Genomic DNA, 17,204 nt, shown 5'->3' on the forward strand with positions numbered 1-17,204 from the left:
CGACGTGGAATCAAAAAGAGCCTCTGTCCGCACCGTGCGGTCAGAGGCTTTTTTCTCAAATCCATTTGCGCTTGAGGAAAGTTTTCATCATCCAATACGAGATGGCCACGAGTCCAAGGGTGATGGCGATCGTCGACCACCACGATTCGTGGAACGGAAGCGGCACGTTCATCCCGAAGAAGCCGGTGATAAACGTCAGCGGCAGCATCAGCGTCGAGATGACGGTCAGCACGCGCATCGTGTCGTTCGTGCGCGCCGTGACAAGCGAATAGTACGTCTCCAGAGCACCGGAAATCAAATCGCGCTGCGATTCGACGGTGTCGGCGAGGCGTTCCAAGTGGTCGACCAAGTCGATGTAATACGGAATGTTGTCTTCACTGATCTCAAACGAATACCGTCCGTTGACGTTGGCGAAAATCCGCTTCTGCGGCTGAATGACGCGTCGCACCAACACGATATTGCGCTTCAAGGCGAGGAACTCCTCGGTGATCTCTTGGGCCGGTTCGACGTACATCTCGTCTTCGAGTTCGTCAATCCGGGACGAGAGACGCTCCATGATCGGGAAGTACTCGTCGGTAATCCCGTCCACCATCGCGTAGAGCAGATAGTCCGGACCGCGGCTCATGAACTGGGACGTTCGCAAACTTGCGGCGGCTACACGGCCGATGGATTGAAGCGGTTTTTTGTGAATGGTGACGATGTAGTTCTTGCCGAGGAAGATGTTCAGTTCCTCGGTCGTGATCTCGATCTCACGCTCCTCGTCGTACCGCAGGGCATGAAAGACGAAGAAATAATAGTCATCGTATTTGTCAACTTTCGAACGCGGAGAGTCGTGCAGACAGTCCTCTATAGCGAGCGGGTGGAAGTCAAACGTATTGCCGATATACTTCAGTTCTTCAGCCGTACAGTTGTAGAGGTCGATCCACAGAAGGTTCTTGGGGTCTTGGAGCATGGCATGCCGGCTCTGCAGATCAACGTCATGGTACATTTTATTCTCAACAAAATTATAAAAATACGTCTTGATCATCGCGCGGCCCTCTCATCTCTGTCGAATCGTCTATTCGAATTATAGGTCGCGAAAGCAGGAGCGTCAATGCGTGAATGTTCATCTTGGGCACTTAATGGATCATTCCGGTCTGTAGGATGTTCATTTTGACCTTGACATCGAGCTCCGCTTTTTTGTACAGGTCTTCTCCCGTTTTGTTGTCCAACTTGGTCACATACCCTTTGGAGCGGTACAACTCGATCAACCCGAGCGGGTCGGAGCCGTAGTCGTGCTGAAGTGTGTGGAGGAGGTGTTTCATCGAGGTCTCCATTTTCTTTTGGATCGCCAGTTCTATTTTTTTGATATTCGGTTCTTCCTCCAAGTTGGAGTCCCCGGAATACTCCGTGACCGCGCCGTCGATTTCATAGTGCATCACGATCTTGGGGTGGCCCTGCACTTGGCTGATATCCAGCTTGCGTTTGACTTTCATATACATGACCACCGCATGTGCCGGTTCGCCGCTGCGGGTCTTCTCTTGCAGCGTCACATCGACTTCGCCCATTGAATTCCCACCCCCCAGATAGGCGAGATAGCGTGTTTCTTCCGGATCGAGTCGCCCGACCATGACATCGTCTTTGAACACCGCCACCCCGTCGATGATGATGTCCTCCTTGCCAAGCCGCAGGTACGGCAACACCGGGTCGCTGCCGTGATCGTACACATCGTGCAAAAAGTGGTGCAGGTTGGAGCGAGGCAGGGTGTTCTGCTCCATCTCTTTGCGCAACATGCGATACAGATAGATATCCACACTCGGTTTGTCCGGATACCGCTTGGCGAAAAAATCCACCGCCCGCCCGTCCACAACCGCCAAGTAGATCTGCGACCCGATCTCCACATCGCGAAACAGCGTGTCGCTGTAGGGCATGATGCCCTCTCGCGCCAACTTGTCTCCGTAGAGCACGACGCGGATTTGGCCGGAGACGAGCTTGCGTTCACTCATGCGGGAGAGTGCGAAGCGCAGTTCTTTGGACGAGCCGCCCGTGCCGGTCAACACGTCGATTTTTTCCTTGCCGGTGTCGGTGAAGTTCGGGATGACGACGGTGCCGGTGATGTTTTCATGTTCCGCTTGGTCGTACCCGACGGCGGAGATGACCCCGAGTTGTTCCAACTGGCGCTGCTGGCGCGCTCCGCAGCCGACGCCTGTACTGCCGACGGCGAGAGCGAGCGCGAAGAGCCACGCTCTTTTTTTCATGACGGCTTCTCTCCTTTTTTGCGCAGGATGAGGCTTAGGAGCCAGAGCAAGAGCGGATAGGCGATCATGACGCCGAGACCGATTTTGGAGAGAAGGTTCAAATTCGTGTTGATGATCGCTCGTCCCTTGACCTGCATCGTCAAGACGAGGAATGCGGCGGCAACCACCAGGTAGAGATAGGGTTTTTTCAAGGGCAAAGACTTTTGCAAACCATCCATCCCCGCCCAGAGGTAAGCGCCGCAGGTATTGACGATGCGCATCACCCAGACCGCGATGACGATCGTTTCGAATCGTTCAATGAACGGGACTTGGACGTGCTTAAACATCGTCAGCATCGGCCAGATCGTTTTTTCCAATTGCGGGAGGGAGAAGAACATGATCGTCACGATGGCGTTGAGCAAATAGATCAGCGTCATCCCCCACGACGCGATGGAAGCGGCGGGCAGCACGTCTTGCTTGTGCGCGACGTAGGGGTACATCACCAGCAACAATTCAAAGCCGAGGATGGAGAGCGCGGACAGGAGACTGCCTTGAAAGATCGACGACATCCCGTTCTGCCCGATGGGAAACAGATGAGAAAGCGTAGCCTCCTTGGTCGGAAAGTAGGTCAGCAACAAAATCCAAACGGTGAGAAAAAACGTCGTGGTTGCATAGCGCCCCAGCAAGCGAACTCCGCAGTAGCTCGCATAAAGCGTCGGCACCAATAAGATACACGTGAGCACCATCGGCGAAGTCATCGGGTACAACCATGTGTTGATCAACTCGATGAAAGTTCGCATCGTCATAAAGCTCGCATACAGGCAATAGGAGATGAACGCGAAGTTGAACAGGAACCCCAGCCATTTCCCGAACAGTTCCTTGTGAATCTCATAGACCCCTAAGTTTTGAAAACGCCTGAGCAGCAACCACATAAACAGGATTCCAATCTGCGGGTAGAGCCCTGAGAGCAACACGGCCAGCGGTGCGTCATGTCCGGATTTGTCTGCAACGAAGCGGACCAGCCCTAAGATGCCGACCCCAATCGGGACCGTGTGCAAGAGAAACAGCAATTCGATGCTGTTGATCGAATGCTTTTGTTCACTTCCCACTTGGGTTTGGTGACGCACGGCTTTTTTCCCTCACTTTCGTTTCAAGGTTGGCGAGTTGTTCTTGCGGTTGCGCCGTGCGCGACTGAGCAACGGTCGAAACGAAAGCAATTGCGTCGGCACTCGGATGATCGTGTCTTTGAGGTCCCCGAGACGAAGCGGAGCCAGAGGTGTCATATAGGGTGCATGCAGGGACGACAAATTCAACATGTGCAGGAGAATCGTCACCAACCCGACCATCAAGCCCATGAAGCCATACATGCCCGACAAAAAGATGATCGGAAAGCGCACTACGCGCACGGCGTTGCCCATCACATAACTTGGGGTCACAAACGAAGCCAACGCCGACAGCGAGACGACGATGATCATGACATTTGAGGTGAAGCCCGCCGACACCGCCGCTTGCCCGATGACGATACCGCCTACGATCCCCATCGTTTGACCGACTTTGGTCGGCAAGCGGGCGCCGGCTTCGCGCAGAACTTCCAGCGTCAGTTCGAGAAACAACGCTTCGTACAACGGCGGAAACGGAACTTTGGCCCGGGAGAGCGCAATCGTCTTCAACATGTTGGCGGGGATGATTTCATAGTGGTACTGAAGGGTCGCCACATAGATGCCCGACAGCGTAATCGAGACGAAGACGCCGAAGACGCGCAACATGCGCACGAGAGACGTCGACAACCAGCGGTTGTAGTAGTCCTCGGGAGATTGAAAAAACTCAATGAAAGAACTCGGCCCCGTGAACGCATACGGGGAGCCGCCGGCGATCACGGCGACTTTGCCCTCAATCAACGCAGCCACCACGTTATCAGGACGTTCGCCCAAGTTGAATTGTGGGAACGGAGACAAGGGCTGGTCATCGATGAGTTGCACCAATTCCCCCGCCCCGAGCAGTCCGTCGATCTCGACTTCACGAATGCGTTGGATGATCATGTCCATGTACTTCTCGTTGACGATGCCCCGAATCCCCATCACCACCACTTTGGTCTGGGTCAGGTCCCCGATTTTCATCGTGACAAACTCCAAGTCGGGCGTCTTCAACCGCTTGCGAATCAAGGAGATGTTGATTTCCAGCGATTCGCTGAACGCTTCTTGGGGTCCGATGACGATCGACTGGTTCTCCGCTTTTTCCACAGGACGGGATTGCTCGTGATCGGTCTTGAAGCAGAGAAAGCCGCTGACTCCCGGGAGCCCCACCAACGTCCATCCGTCGAGCAAGTAGTGAACGGCGTCCGATAACTTGTCCACGGCTCTGCGTTGTCCGACCACGACATAGTCGTTGATGCGATCCCACGACTTGCCGTGCAGGGCGAGAGCTTTCATCGGGCGGATGATGTCTTGTTGCAACATCTTGTAATTGGTCATCGTCTTCAGATACATCACTTGCGGCGAATGGCGGTCATCGGTCAATTGGACGTTCGCCACATCCATGGCGTGCAACACCGTGTCCATGATCCGACGTGCGTTTTCCTTGGGGTCGTCCGTCAACGGCACGTCGGGCGTTTCAAGATCCCCGCCCTGATCGTTCAGTCCTTGCCCAAGGCTTAGTGACTTGATCAAACCTTGCAACCATTTGGTTTTCATGTCGGCTCACCCATTCATTTCGTGCCTTGCCAATTTTCTCATAGTGTTTCCAGACATACGAAAAAAACCCGCAAGGCCGGGTGCGGCTTGCGGGTTTTTGCAACATTACGCGTGATGTTGGACTTCTTCCTCATCGACCGACTTGAGACGTTTGACCGTCAAGCGGGTGACACGAAGCGAATCCATCTCCGAGATGACGAATTGGTAGTTGTCGACGTTGACTTTCGCACCGACGTGCGGGGTTGTGAATTGCGCGTACACCCAGCCGCCGATCGTGTCGACATCCTCCGATTCGATGCGCAGCGAGAAGTACTCGTTGACCTCGTCGATCAGCATACGTGCGTCGATGGAGAGGTCCTCGCCATGCAATTCGAAGAACGGACGTTCCTCGTCGAACTCGTCCTGAATTTCGCCGACGAGTTCTTCCAAAATGTCCTCCGTCGTGACAATCCCGGCGGTGCCGCCGTATTCGTCGATGACGATGGCCAATTCGGAGCGGTTCTTCTGCAAGATGCGGAGCACGTCTTTGATCGGCAACGATTCCGGAACGGTGACCGGCTTGCGGGCGATCACTTCCAGAGAGAGAGTCGTGTTGCCGTTGAGCGCCACGGCGTAGAGGTCTTTGATGTGGACAACACCGACGATGTTGTCTTTGTCCTCCTTGGCGAGCGGGAAGCGGGTGTGCTTCTCCGTCTCCGCCTTGCGCATGTTCTCGTCAAACGAACGATCCACATACAGGCAGGTCATATCGGTACGCGGCACCATGATCTCACGTGCCACGCGGTTGGAAAAGTCAAAGATGTTGTCGAACAAAATGCGTTCCGTCTCGTCAAGCACACCGCTTTCATGCGATTGTGTGACGATCATGCGAATCTCTTCTTCGTTGTGCGCCAGCTCCGCTTCGGTAGCCGGACGGATGCCGATGATGCGCAGAAAGCCGTTGGCCGTTCCGTTCAACAGCCAGATGAAGGGATACATGACTTTGTAGAAGAAAGTCAACGGACCGGATGTCCAGAGCACAGTGCCTTCGGTACGATGAATCGCCAGTGATTTCGGCGCCAGTTCCCCGAGAACGATGTGCATGAAAGTGATGACGGCAAAGGAGACGACAGCAGCAATCGTGTGAACGGTTGCGGCCGATAACGTCAGATGCAGGTCGTGAGCCCACGTCGTCACCAGTGTTGCCAGGGTGCTTTCCCCAACCCAACCAAGGCCAAGCGAGGCAAGCGTGATACCAAGCTGGGTCGCCGACAGATACGCGTCCAGTTTCTCGGTGACACCTTGGGCATATTTCGCCCGCTTGTTCCCTTCCAAAACCAACTGTTCAATCCGAGTGGAACGCACTTTGACCATCGCGAACTCCGCCGCGACGAAAAAGCCGTTCAGGAACACCAGGAAAAAAATCAGGGCAATATCCAAAAAGGAAACAGAACCTAACGGGTCCTCCAAATTCAGGCTCCTGTCTGAAACAACGCGCCGAACACGCGTCTCTTCCAGCAGGAATCCACCTCCCAAGAGTAGTATAGTTGAGGATTAGTATAACATACAGGCGTGTGCCCTTCCAGTTAGCTTATACCCAGAATATGCGCCATATATCCCGAAAAATGACGGACAGTTGAGAACAGTGCTTCGTCTCGTTGTCATCGTCGGGCTTCCTTGCTATAATTGGTACTGATTTACTCATTCGTTAGGAGGTTGACCCCATCATGGCAGATTTGATCGTAGACGTTCTGGTCGAAATTCCGACCGGTTCGCAAAACAAGTATGAGTTCGACAAGGAGAAGGGCCGTTACATCCTCGACCGCGTCCTCTACTCCCCGATGCACTACCCGACCGAGTATGGGTACCTTGAAAACACCCTCGCAGAAGACGGCGATCCGGTTGACGTGCTCGTTCTCGCAACCTTCCCGACCTTCCCGGGTTGCATGATCGAATCCCGCATCATCGGCGTTCTGATGATGACCGACGACAAAGGCAAAGACGAGAAGCTTCTCGCGGTTCCGACCAACGACCCGCGCTTCAAGGAAGTACATAGCCTCGACGATGTAGCTCCGCATACCTTGAAGGAAATCTCGCACTTCTTCCAAGTCTACAAAGACCTGGAGAACAAATCCGTGCAAATCGACGGCTGGGAAGGCGTGGAAACCGCTGCTCGCCTGATCGACGAAGCTCGCGTTCGCGTTCAAGGCTAATCCCCCATCGTGATACAGAAAAAAATCCTGAGTCCACCGACTCAGGATTTTTTCTAGCCGAACATTTTGAAACCGCGGCGTTGCAGGGTGCGGATGGTCATCGTCGCGACGATGCCGCCGGCGAAGACCGGCAACGACGTGATCAGTTTGCTGGAGACGCTTTCTAAGCTGAGCAACAAGTAACCGCCAATGACAACGGCGACAACCGTCGAAGTCCACGGGAATTTTTTGGTCAGCATGTTCACGATGAAACCAAAGCCGAACGAAGCGATCAGCAGCAACAGGAACAAGACCGTATACATGGCTACGAACAATGCAGGTCACCTCTTTACACGATAGATGCGAACATATTGTACCACTCCGCCTGAAACGGAGCAACTTGTCTCCAAGGAGAGAGGGGGAACGTTTTGTGACACAACGAATTGTCTCGATCTGCCCGAGCAACACGGAATTGTTGCATGCTCTGGGGTTGATGGACCGCGTGGTCGGCGTCGATGATTACTCCGACTGGCCGACCGAATGGGTCCGCGATTTGCCGAAGCTGGGGCCGGACTTGAACATTGATATGGAGAAACTCCAAGCCCTGAAACCGGACCTCATCATCGCCTCGCTGTCGGTGCCCGGGATGGAGAAGAACATCGAGCGATTGGAAGCACTTCATCTGAACTACCTCGTCCTCGACCCGAAGTCGTTCGAAGACATCTACCGCGATGTCGAAACGCTCGGCAAGGCCTGCGGGGTGGAAGATCGCGCCGCAGAGGTCATCGCAGAACTGCGAGGTCGTGTGACACGAGTGGTCGAAGCTGTACAAGCGAGAAATTCCACCACGGAATTGAAATTGTACTGGGAGTGGTGGCCGCGTCCGCTCATCTCTCCGGGGTCGCTGAACTGGCTGACGGAACTCTCCCGACTGGTCGGTGCCCAGAATTTGTTTGCAGACAAGCCGGGCGACTCGTACACGGCCGAGCATGAGGAAGTCATCTCCCGTGCTCCCGACTTTGTATTCGCCGTCTGGTGCGGCGTACACGCCGACAAAGTAAAGCCCTCGATGATCACCGAACGCCCCGGCTGGGACACCGTCCCCGCCGTTGTCCAAGACCGTGTATACGTGTTGGAGGAAGGTCTCTACTGCCGCCCCTCCCAACGCCTCTTCGACGGCCTCGAAGACCTCGCCCGCCTGCTCTACCCCGACATTCAACTTCAACGCACACACCCCTAAGGAGGTACTCCCATCATGGCAACTGAACGTGGCGACGTCTGGCTCGCCGTCGCCGGCATGGTGATCCAAGACGGCAAAGTGCTCGCCGTCAAAAAGTCGTACAGCGCCACCAAGGGTCTCTGGACCCTCCCCGGCGGTTTCGTCAACGCCGACGAAACGGTCGACATGGCAGCGGCGCGCGAAGTGCTCGAAGAAACCGGCGTGCAATCGGTCGCCGAATCGATCGTCGCCGTCCGCTCCGGCATCTTGCGCAAGGGCAAGTCCGACACCCTGCTCGTCTTCAAACTCCGCCCCACCGGCGGCGAGGAACTGCGCTGTGAACGCGAACTCGAAGAAATGGCGTGGAAGACCCCGCAAGAACTGCTCGACGACGAAACAACCACCGAATTCCTCGCCGCCCTCATGCGCGAAGCGGTCCACAACCCCGGACTTCTGCACCAGCGCGAGTTCACCTTCACACGGGATTACGGCTACTCGACGTTCCAAGTCTTCATGTAAGAACACCCGCAGACAGCAAAAAGAGACGCCGCCACGCGTGTGGGGCGTCTTTTTTCATTGCGGGTGTCAGCCCACGGTCACATCGAGGTTCTTGAGTTCACGGCGCAAGATCTTGCCCGTGGTGTTTTTCGGCAGTTCGTCGAGCAGGACGACTTCATGTGGGACTTTGTACGGAGCCAAGTGTTCCTTGCAGAACGCAATCAGCTCGTCGGGCGTCGTGAGGCCGGGCTGCTTGAGCGAAACGATGGCGCGGACTCGCTCCCCGTACTCTTCATCCGGGATGCCGACCACCGCCGCTTCGGCGACGTTTGCGTGGGTGAACAACAATTCCTCGACTTCACGCGGGTAGACGTTGAAACCGCCGTTGATGATCATGTCCTTTTTGCGGTCCACGATCGTGTAATAGCCGTCCTCGTCGACCGTCGCGAGGTCGCCCGTGTAGAGCCAGCCGTCACGCAGCGTCACCGCCGTTTCTTCCGGACGGTTCAAATAGCCGAGCATCACGTTCGGGCCGCGACAGATCAACTCTCCGACTTCTCCTACACCGCGCGTCACGCCGTCCTCTCCTGCGAGACGCACTTCCACGTCGATGATCGGCAATCCGATCGTACCCGGTTTGCGCTCACCGTCAATCGGGTTGAAGCAGACGACCGGAGACGCTTCGGACAGGCCGTATCCTTCATTGACTTGCACGTTGAATTTTTTCTCAAACGCTTGCATCACCGCAACCGGCATCGCCGAACCGCCGGAGATCGCGATGCGCAACGATTTCAAATCTTCTGCATGCACTTCCGGGTGCTGCACGAGGAAATTGAACATCGTCGGCACGCCGGCAAACACCGTCGCTTGCATGTCGATCACCGTCTTCGCCATCTCGGTCGGCGAGAACTTCGGGAACACGATCAGGGTCGCCCCCCGCGAGATCGGCGCGTTCAGAGAGACGGTCATGCAGAAGACATGGAACATCGGCAATACGGTCACGATGCGGTCCGACTGCGAAATCCCGAGGAACGTCCCCGATTGATACGCGTTGGAAACCAAGTTGCGATGGGTCAGCATCGCACCCTTGGGCTTGCCGGTCGTGCCGGAGGTATACAACACCACCGCCAAGTCGTCTGCGTTGACAACGACAGGAGGCAGTTGAGACGGATCGACCGCCACTTGCGAGAATTCGACAGCTCCTTCGCCCGCTCCCCCGACGAGGATCACGTGCTTCAAAGTCGGGAGCGTCGGACGCATCATCTGGAACATCGGAGCCATCGGAGCGACGGCGACGACCGCTTCCACACCTGCATCTGCGAGGATGAATTGCAACTCACCCGGCTTGTACAGCGGGTTGACCGGGACGGAGACGCCGCCCATGCGGGCAATCGCATAATACGCAATCACGAACTGCGGGCAATTGCCCAGCAAGATCGCGACTCTCGAACCCTGTTGCAAACCGAGATGAGCAAGCCCTGCGGCAAACGCGTCGACAGCGGCGTCCAATTGCGCGTACGACATCTCGGTGCCTTGAAAGTGAATCGCCGTCACATCCGGGTATTGGGCGGCCGATTGACGCAATGTCAAACTGAGATTCATCGGAATCCCCCCTTGGTGTTTTCCTCCAACCGAACAGTCGGTCGGAACTTGCGCGTAGAGAAACACCGGTGGATCACCGGTGTTTGAACTTTGGTTCGCGCTTTTCTAAAAATGCGTTGCATCCTTCGTGAATGTCCTCCGTCTGGAAGACCTCGTCCAGCAATTCCGCTTCATAGAGCACGCCGTTGGTCAAGTCCATCTCCAAGCCCTTGTCAACCGCTTTCTTGATTCGAGAAAGCGCTGTCAACGTGCGCGTCGAGAGTTGCTTGGCCATCGCGAGTGCCGCTTCCATGACTTCGCCGTCAGGAACGACTTTGTTCACCAGCCCGATGCGCCACGCTTCTTGGGCGTCGACCGGGTCACCGAGGTACATCAGTTCCTTGGCACGGCCTTCGCCGACCAAGCGCGGCAAACGTTGCGTGCCGCCCGCCCCTGGGAAGAGGCCGAGTTTGATCTCCGGAAGTCCGAGTTTCACGCTCTCTCCCGCGATGCGAATGTCGCACGCCATCGCCAACTCCAAACCGCCGCCAAGCGTGATGCCGTTCAATGCGGCAATCGTCGGCTTCGGCAGATAGTCGAGCTTGTTATACGTGTGGAAGTGCTCCAGCGCCATCTTCTTCGCTTCGCCGCGCGCCATCTTGGAGGGAAACTCCTTGATGTCTGCGCCCGCCATAAACGCGCGTCCGGCTCCGGTCACGATCAGAACGACCACGTCGTCGTCCATCTCCACTTCATGTACGCAGTCGCGGATCTCCATCCCCACCGCTTCGCTCAGGACATTGACCGGCGGGTTGTCGATGGTCAAGATCGCGATCCCGTCTTCCTTCGTCCAATTGACATACTTGCGAGTGCTCATGCTGTATGGGCCTCCTTCAACTCTTTCGACACCAGAAGGTGAGTTCCTGCCGTTTTTTGTACTGACTGGTCATTTTTTTGAATTCTTGCTTTTTACAAGGCGCGAGAAGTAGATGACCAAAAACCCTGCCGCCGCGACCCCTGTAACCGCCATCGACGATTTGGTCGTCCACAACATCCCGTAATGCTTCCATAAATAATACGATAATTCCCCAAGACCCACGACAATTGCCATCAGTAACCAGTTTGGTAGATTTTTCTCGTCCATGTTGCGCCTATACCCCGTAGTATGAATGATTGGTTGTCGTCTTTATTTTCGGTCATTCCTCAGTAGTTTGACAAGTAGGAAAAAGCGGTTTACGACAAAGAAAAAAAGAACTATAATACCTATATACTTACTTGGATTTATTCAGGAAAAGGGGGAGAACGACCTTGGCTACGACTTTGAACAAAGAAGAGCAGCTGAAGATCGAGAAGGACGGACTCGACGTCCTCGCAGATATCCACCGCTATGCCAAAGAAGGATTCGACACCATCGATCCGAGCGATTTCATTCGTTTTAAATGGTATGGCATCTACCAACAAAAGCCGAAAACCGATCCCTACTTTATGATGCGCGTAAAAATTCCGGGCGGCATGCTCACCAATGAGCAAGCTGTAACCGTTGCACAACTAGCAAACGACTTTGGCCGTGGTCTGGCAGACGTCACCACCCGCCAAGCGATTCAGTACCATTGGTTGCAAATTGAGCATATGCCGGAAATTTTCGACCGTTTGGCGGCTGTCGGCATGTCCCCGATCCAAGCGTGCGGCGACGTCGTCCGCAACGTCATCTCGTCTCCGGTAGCAGGTCTTGACGCCAAGGAACTGTTCGACGTGCGCGATCTGGTCTTCCAAGTCGAGAAGGAATTCCTGAGCAACAAGGAATTCTCCAACCTGCCGCGCAAATTCAAGATCTCCATCGCAGCAGACCCGCGTGACCTTGGTCATCCGGAAATCAACGACCTCGCACTCGTCCCGGCCTTGCTTGGCGACGAAGCGGGCTACCACATCCTCGTCGGCGGCGGTCTCTCCGCGAAACCGTACCTCGCGCAGAACCTCGGCATCTTCCTCCGCCAAGATCAAGCGCTGGAAGTGATCAAAGCGGTTGTTTCCATCTTCCGTGACCACGGATACCGTGAAAAGCGGACGCACGCACGCGTGAAATTCCTCATGGCAGACTGGGGCCCGGAGAAATTCCTGGAGCACGTCGAAGCTGTGACCGGCAAAACCTACACGCGCGGCGGTGTTCGTCAAACCGAAGAATGGAACGGCGCCTACCTCTACGGCGTTCATCCGCAGAAACAAGCGGGCCTGAACTTTGTCGGACTCTCGCTTCCGGTCGGTCGTATCTCCGGCGACATCTTGCTGGAACTGGCGCGCATTGCCAAGAAGTACGGCAACGGCGACCTGCGCACCACCAACACCCAGAACATCATCATCCCGAACGTGGCAGACGAGAACGTCGAAGCCCTGCTCGCCGAGCCGCTGCTGCAGACGTTCTCCCCGCAGCCGAGCAACTTCATCGGCCGCGCCGTCGCTTGCACGGGGAACGAATTCTGCAACTTGGCACTCGTGGAGACCAAGGAGCGCATGAAGTCGATCGCCACCTACCTCGACGAAACGTTCCCGAACTTCGACACCCCGATCCGTCTGCACGTCAACGGCTGCCCGAACTCTTGCGGCCAACAGCAGATCGCAGACATCGGCCTCGCCGGTGCGCTCGTGCGCATCGACGGCAAGATGCAAGACGCGTACGACATCTCCATCGGCGGCGGTCTTGGTGTAGATTCCAAGTTTAACCGCAAAGTCGTCCTGAAAGTCCCGGCGGACGATGTGAAATTTGCGATTGAAGCGATCGTCTCCTATTATTCGGAGAACCGCACGGCGGGCGAATCGTTCCGCTCCTTCGCAAATCGCGTCGAGGACGACGCCGTCAAAGCGGCAGTCGAAGCGGCACAACAAGCTCGCGCGTAACTCTTGTTCGGCAAAAGAAACCCTGTCCTCGCATTGCGGAGACAGGGTTTTTTTTCTACAATGGGAAGATACGTTTCACGGAAAAAGGTGATCGCAGATGATCCGAACTTGTGCGGTGACACAAGACCGCCGGCTGGTGTACGACATCCCGCCGGAGCAATTGAAAGGAACGCCCAACCTGCTGTGGTATTGGGTGGATTTTTCGGCACCCACGGTGGAGGAGGGGCAGGCTTTAGCCGATGTGTTTCTGTTTCACCCGTTGGCGATTGAGGACTGCTTCCATCACATGCAACGTCCGAAGGTGGATCAGTATGAGGACTATTTTTTCTTCGTGATGCACCAGTTGGATCAGCTGACCCTGCATCCCAATGAAGTGGATGTGTTCGTGGGGAAAAACTTCGTGGTCTCGTTTCATCTGAAACCTTGCCGCGAGATTGAGAACGCGTGGAGCAAATTCGCGGGCGGCACGAGCAAGATGTGGGAGCGGGGCCCGTTTTATGCGGCGTACATGATCATGGACCAGTTGGTGGACCACTACTTCCCGGCCCTGTACCAAATTGAGGAGCACTTGGACAACATCGAAGAGAACACCCGCAATCAGAAGATTCGGCAGTTGATGAACCAAGTGTTTGACATCCGCGCCGACTTGTTGCAATTGCGACGGACGGTCGTGCCGATGCGCGACTTGCTGTACCGCATCTTGCACGGGGAGCCGATCGAGGAACTTCGCAAGCAGAAAGCCTATCTGACCGACGTGTACGACCACCTGCTGCGACTCGCCGAGTTGATCGACTCCAACCGCGAGATGACGGCCGACCTGCGGGACTCGTACATCTCGCTTACGTCGAGCCGACAGAACGCCGTGATGGTCGTCATGACGGTCGTGACCACGATCTTCATGCCGCTGACGTTGATCGTCGGCATCTACGGGATGAACTTTGACAACATGCCGGAGTTGCACACGAAGTACGGGTATTTCGTGGTGCTTGGGGTGATGGCTTTCCTTGCGGTATGGATGACGTATTGGTTCAAGCGCAAGGGCTGGTTCGACTGACATCTTATACTAATGATAAAAAAAGCCTCTGATCGCATCGTGCGGTCAGAGGCTCTTTTTGCTGCAAGTGTTACAGCATGCGTTTTTGCGCGAACATGAAATCGGTGAGGGTGTCTTTGAGTTGAGCGAGTTTCTCGTTTTCCTTTTTCAGCGCTTTGTAGAGATGCTTGTTCTTGCCGACGCCGAGTTTTTCCAGATCGGTGCCGGTTTCCGACCAGCGTTGCGCTTGTTTCCTCAGCTTCGACATCTCGCGTTGGTTCTCGATGACCGAGTGTTGCAACGCCGTGTGAATCTGTTGAATTTGGTCGGTGGAGAGTTTCAGTGTCCACGTGTCGTCCTCATCGCTGACCCGCGTGATCTGCAGGTCGACGACGTACTCGCGCTTGCCGTCCGGAAGCAGGGGGTTGACCCAAACTTCCTCGTCTTTTTTGATTTCGTCCGACATTCCAGTCACTCCTTGTAAAAAACTCCCTCCGGCTTGGAGGGAGTTTTGAGGTCGTACTATCATTCAACCTGCGATCTTACTCTTCGTCCCAGTCTTCGAAGTCTTCTTCGTTGAGGCCGAGGTTTTTGCCGGATTTCTTTTGGTAGTCGAGCAGAGCCGCTTTGAGAGCTTCTTCTGCGAGGACGGAGCAGTGCATTTTGACCGGCGGCAGGCCGTCGAGTGCGTCTGCAATCGCTTTGTTGGTCAGGGAGAGCGCTTCGTCGATCGACTTGCCTTTGATCATTTCGGTGGACATCGACGAAGTTGCAATCGCCGCGCCGCAGCCGAAGGTCTTGAAGGTAACGTCTTCGATGACGTTGGTGGAATCGTTGATTTTCAGGTACATCTTCATGATGTCGCCGCACTTCATGTTGCCAACTTCGCCGACGCCGGAAGCGTCTTCGATTTCACCCACGTTGCGCGGGTTGGTGAAATGGTCGAGTACTTTATCAGTGTACATAGGGAGAGTCCTCCTTAGGATTGTGGGTTCTATTGTTTCTTCTTACGCGATCGGGAGGCCTTTTTGGAAACGCTCCCAGACAGGAGACATCGCGCGAAGTCTTTCTGCGATCGGTTGCAGTTCACGGATGATGTAGTCGATGTCATCTTCGGTGGTCGATTTGCCCAGCGACAGACGCAGCGAGCCGTGTGCGGTGGTGTGGGTCAGGCCCATCGCCATCAGCACGTGAGACGGATCGAGCGAGCCGGAGGTGCAAGCGGAACCGGAGGATGCCGCCATGCCTTTCATGTCGCAGGTCAACAGCAACGCTTCGCCTTCGATGTACTCGATGGAGACGTTGACGTTGTGCGGCAGACGACCTTCGCGCGGACCGTTCAGACGGGTTTCTTCGATGTTTGCGAGAACGCCGTCGATCAGTTTGTCACGAAGTTTGGAGAGTCGAGCCGACTCTTGCTCCATTTCAGCAACTGCGAGTTCAATCGCAACCGAGAGACCGATGATGTTTGCGATGTTCTCGGTGCCCGGACGCAGTTTGCGCTCTTGGCCGCCACCAAAATACAGCGGCTGGGTGCGAACGCCGCGGCGCATGTACAGTACGCCGATGCCCTTCGGGCCGTAGAGTTTGTGACCGGACAGCGCGAGGAAATCGCAGTTGATCTTGGTCACGTCTACCGGGATCTTGCCGACAGATTGTACAGCGTCGGTGTGGAAGAGAATTTTCTTCTCACGGCAGATCGCGCCGATTTCTTCGACCGGCATGATCGTGCCGACTTCGTTGTTCGCGTGCATGACAGACACGAAGATGGTGTCGTCGCGCAGGGCGTTTTTGAAGTCTTCTACCGAGATGCGGCCGACTTCGTCAACCGGGAGATAGGTAACTTCAAAGCCTTCCTTTTCCAGTGCTTTGAAAGCGTCGAGAACCGCGTGATGCTCCACAGAAGTGGTGATCAAGTGGTTGCCTTTTTTCTTGTTCGCGCGCGCGCCGCCGAGGATGGCAATATTGTCTGCCTCGGTGCCGGAGCCCACGAAGATGATCTCACGCGGGTCTGCGTTGATCGCCTTTGCGACTTTCTCACGGGCTTCTTCCATCATTTTGCGGACCGGACGGCCGAATTGGTGGATGGAAGACGGGTTCCCGAAGTTTTCGCGGAGGACTTTCACCATCGCTTCGATGACTTCCTCACGAACCGGGGTAGTAGCTGCGTGGTCAAGATAGATGCTGCGCACTTCTGGTCATCTCCTTCTGGACAGGGGGTACATGTCGTGTTGTTTGTATTATGTGCTCTCAGAGTAGAGCTTGGAGCTTTTGTTGACGATGTCGTGCAACGTGATGTCGTCGAGATAATCGACGATCGTGTCGCGCAGTTTCTCCCAGACGATCTTCGTGGCACAATGCTCGGTTTTGGAACAGCAGAGAGTCGGATTCTCCTCCTCTGCGTGCAAGCATTCCACCGGTGCAATCTCGCCTTCGAGGACTTTGACGACCTCTCCGACTTGAATCTCCGCCGGGGGACGGCTGAGCTTGTAGCCGCCGCGAGCGCCGCGTACACTCGTTACTAGTCCTGCGCGACGCAGTTCAACGAAGATCTGCTCCAGGTATTGTTCGGGAATGTCTTCGGCAGCCGCGATTGCCTTGATGGGAATCGGGCCCGATTCGGCCTTTTGCGCCAAGTAGGTCAAAGCCATCATTCCGTAGTGCCCGCGCGAGGATAACTTCATGTGTACGCACCTCCTTCTGGGACACCGCACATCTCCCACTCGCACTCAGAGTTTAATCTTGACTGAACGAGTCAGGATTATGTGCAAAAGAGAATCAGGAGCCCGATGGAATCCTGATTGTTTTGGTCACCTTTATTATAGCCATGGGAAACTTCCGATGTCAAGAGCATCCAATGTGTGCTGTCTTGCATTTGTCAAGAGGTTGATGAGTTATTTTCAA

At 55.2% G+C, this 17,204-nt stretch carries 18 protein-coding genes; 5 read left to right on the forward strand and 13 right to left on the reverse strand.

Translation table 11 applies throughout. The features are described from left to right. Positions 1–55: 55 nt before the first annotated feature. The 5 genes from corA (JJB07_RS11265) to JJB07_RS11285 all read right to left on the reverse strand — a co-directional run bounded on the left by corA (JJB07_RS11265) (position 56) and on the right by JJB07_RS11285 (position 6,355). The gene (gene corA, locus JJB07_RS11265) at positions 56–1,027 is read right to left on the reverse strand and encodes a magnesium/cobalt transporter CorA (protein WP_201635022.1); all 972 of its coding nucleotides are present in this window, start codon (positions 1,025–1,027) and stop codon (positions 56–58) included. Between the two features lie 91 nt (positions 1,028–1,118). After that, positions 1,119–2,237 carry a Ger(x)C family spore germination protein gene (locus JJB07_RS11270; protein WP_201635024.1) on the reverse strand — a complete coding sequence of 373 codons (1,119 nt, stop codon included), beginning with the start codon at positions 2,235–2,237 and terminating at the stop codon, positions 1,119–1,121. Continuing rightward, positions 2,234–3,343, reverse strand: coding sequence for a GerAB/ArcD/ProY family transporter (locus tag JJB07_RS11275; protein ID WP_201635026.1), 1,110 nt, complete (start codon positions 3,341–3,343; stop codon positions 2,234–2,236). Before JJB07_RS11275 ends, JJB07_RS11270 begins: the two co-directional genes overlap by 4 nt. Positions 3,344–3,355: 12 nt before the next feature. Continuing rightward, entirely contained in the window at positions 3,356–4,906 is a 1,551-nt protein-coding gene (locus JJB07_RS11280) for a spore germination protein (RefSeq protein WP_201635028.1), read from the reverse strand. Positions 4,907–5,011: 105 nt separating this feature from the next. Then, positions 5,012–6,355 carry a hemolysin family protein gene (locus JJB07_RS11285; protein ID WP_201635030.1) on the reverse strand — a complete coding sequence of 448 codons (1,344 nt, stop codon included), beginning with the start codon at positions 6,353–6,355 and terminating at the stop codon, positions 5,012–5,014. A 257-nt stretch (positions 6,356–6,612) separates the two neighbouring features. Between JJB07_RS11285 and JJB07_RS11290 the strand changes: the two genes are divergently transcribed. Beyond that, positions 6,613–7,098, forward strand: coding sequence for an inorganic diphosphatase (locus JJB07_RS11290; protein WP_201635031.1), 486 nt, complete (start codon positions 6,613–6,615; stop codon positions 7,096–7,098). Between the two features lie 53 nt (positions 7,099–7,151). Here JJB07_RS11290 and JJB07_RS11295 read toward each other — a convergent pair whose 3' ends face one another. Beyond that, positions 7,152–7,412 carry a hypothetical protein gene (locus JJB07_RS11295; protein ID WP_201635033.1) on the reverse strand — a complete coding sequence of 87 codons (261 nt, stop codon included), beginning with the start codon at positions 7,410–7,412 and terminating at the stop codon, positions 7,152–7,154. A 95-nt stretch (positions 7,413–7,507) separates the two neighbouring features. On the opposite strand from JJB07_RS11295, the gene JJB07_RS11300 reads away from it, so the two are divergent. After that, entirely contained in the window at positions 7,508–8,317 is an 810-nt protein-coding gene (locus JJB07_RS11300; protein ID WP_347338341.1) for an ABC transporter substrate-binding protein, read from the forward strand. A gap of 15 nt (positions 8,318–8,332) precedes the next feature. Then, positions 8,333–8,815, forward strand: a complete 483-nt coding sequence (locus JJB07_RS11305; RefSeq protein WP_201635037.1) for an NUDIX domain-containing protein — start codon at positions 8,333–8,335, stop codon at positions 8,813–8,815. Between the two features lie 66 nt (positions 8,816–8,881). On the opposite strand, the gene JJB07_RS11310 is transcribed toward JJB07_RS11305, so the two are convergent. The 3 genes from JJB07_RS11310 to JJB07_RS11320 form a co-directional block, all read right to left on the reverse strand. Then, complete coding sequence (locus tag JJB07_RS11310) at positions 8,882–10,396, reverse strand: long-chain-fatty-acid--CoA ligase (protein ID WP_201635039.1); 1,515 nt, start codon at positions 10,394–10,396, stop codon at positions 8,882–8,884. A gap of 73 nt (positions 10,397–10,469) precedes the next feature. Next, on the reverse strand, positions 10,470–11,252 hold the full coding sequence (locus JJB07_RS11315; RefSeq protein WP_201635041.1) for an enoyl-CoA hydratase/isomerase family protein: 783 nt from the start codon (positions 11,250–11,252) through the stop codon (positions 10,470–10,472). A gap of 69 nt (positions 11,253–11,321) precedes the next feature. Next, on the reverse strand, positions 11,322–11,519 hold the full coding sequence (locus JJB07_RS11320) for a hypothetical protein (RefSeq protein WP_201635042.1): 198 nt from the start codon (positions 11,517–11,519) through the stop codon (positions 11,322–11,324). A gap of 164 nt (positions 11,520–11,683) precedes the next feature. Between JJB07_RS11320 and JJB07_RS11325 the strand changes: the two genes are divergently transcribed. Together JJB07_RS11325 and corA (JJB07_RS11330) are read left to right on the forward strand one after the other, a co-directional pair. Beyond that, complete coding sequence (locus JJB07_RS11325; protein WP_201635044.1) at positions 11,684–13,267, forward strand: nitrite/sulfite reductase; 1,584 nt, start codon at positions 11,684–11,686, stop codon at positions 13,265–13,267. 97 nt (positions 13,268–13,364) lie between these two features. Next, on the forward strand, positions 13,365–14,321 hold the full coding sequence (corA, locus tag JJB07_RS11330) for a magnesium/cobalt transporter CorA (RefSeq protein WP_201635046.1): 957 nt from the start codon (positions 13,365–13,367) through the stop codon (positions 14,319–14,321). 70 nt (positions 14,322–14,391) lie between these two features. Here corA (JJB07_RS11330) and JJB07_RS11335 read toward each other — a convergent pair whose 3' ends face one another. From JJB07_RS11335 to JJB07_RS11350, 4 genes are all read right to left on the reverse strand, one after another. After that, the gene (locus JJB07_RS11335; protein WP_201635048.1) at positions 14,392–14,766 is read right to left on the reverse strand and encodes a hypothetical protein; all 375 of its coding nucleotides are present in this window, start codon (positions 14,764–14,766) and stop codon (positions 14,392–14,394) included. A 76-nt stretch (positions 14,767–14,842) separates the two neighbouring features. Next, complete coding sequence (gene nifU / locus JJB07_RS11340; protein WP_201635050.1) at positions 14,843–15,265, reverse strand: Fe-S cluster assembly scaffold protein NifU; 423 nt, start codon at positions 15,263–15,265, stop codon at positions 14,843–14,845. A 42-nt stretch (positions 15,266–15,307) separates the two neighbouring features. Then, a complete protein-coding gene (nifS, locus tag JJB07_RS11345) occupies positions 15,308–16,492 on the reverse strand; it encodes a cysteine desulfurase NifS (RefSeq protein ID WP_201635052.1) in 1,185 nt (394 codons plus the stop codon). Between the two features lie 48 nt (positions 16,493–16,540). Continuing rightward, positions 16,541–16,984, reverse strand: a complete 444-nt coding sequence (locus JJB07_RS11350) for an RrF2 family transcriptional regulator (protein WP_201635054.1) — start codon at positions 16,982–16,984, stop codon at positions 16,541–16,543. Positions 16,985–17,204 lie beyond the last annotated feature (220 nt).

This window comes from Tumebacillus amylolyticus, from assembly GCF_016722965.1.
GTDB classification, from domain to species: Bacteria; Bacillota; Bacilli; order Tumebacillales; family Tumebacillaceae; genus Tumebacillus; species Tumebacillus amylolyticus.

Coding starts and splice junctions, on each gene's coding strand:
- corA (WP_201635022.1), bottom strand. CDS start 1,027: ATGATCAAGACGTATTTTTATAATTTTGTTGAGAATAAAATGTACCAT.
- JJB07_RS11270 (WP_201635024.1), bottom strand. CDS start 2,237: ATGAAAAAAAGAGCGTGGCTCTTCGCGCTCGCTCTCGCCGTCGGCAGT.
- JJB07_RS11280 (WP_201635028.1), bottom strand. CDS start 4,906: ATGAAAACCAAATGGTTGCAAGGTTTGATCAAGTCACTAAGCCTTGGG.
- JJB07_RS11290 (WP_201635031.1), top strand. CDS start 6,613: ATGGCAGATTTGATCGTAGACGTTCTGGTCGAAATTCCGACCGGTTCG.
- JJB07_RS11305 (WP_201635037.1), top strand. CDS start 8,333: ATGGCAACTGAACGTGGCGACGTCTGGCTCGCCGTCGCCGGCATGGTG.
- JJB07_RS11310 (WP_201635039.1), bottom strand. CDS start 10,396: ATGAATCTCAGTTTGACATTGCGTCAATCGGCCGCCCAATACCCGGAT.
- JJB07_RS11315 (WP_201635041.1), bottom strand. CDS start 11,252: ATGAGCACTCGCAAGTATGTCAATTGGACGAAGGAAGACGGGATCGCG.
- JJB07_RS11320 (WP_201635042.1), bottom strand. CDS start 11,519: ATGGACGAGAAAAATCTACCAAACTGGTTACTGATGGCAATTGTCGTG.
- corA (WP_201635046.1), top strand. CDS start 13,365: ATGATCCGAACTTGTGCGGTGACACAAGACCGCCGGCTGGTGTACGAC.
- JJB07_RS11335 (WP_201635048.1), bottom strand. CDS start 14,766: ATGTCGGACGAAATCAAAAAAGACGAGGAAGTTTGGGTCAACCCCCTG.
- nifU (WP_201635050.1), bottom strand. CDS start 15,265: ATGTACACTGATAAAGTACTCGACCATTTCACCAACCCGCGCAACGTG.
- JJB07_RS11350 (WP_201635054.1), bottom strand. CDS start 16,984: ATGAAGTTATCCTCGCGCGGGCACTACGGAATGATGGCTTTGACCTAC.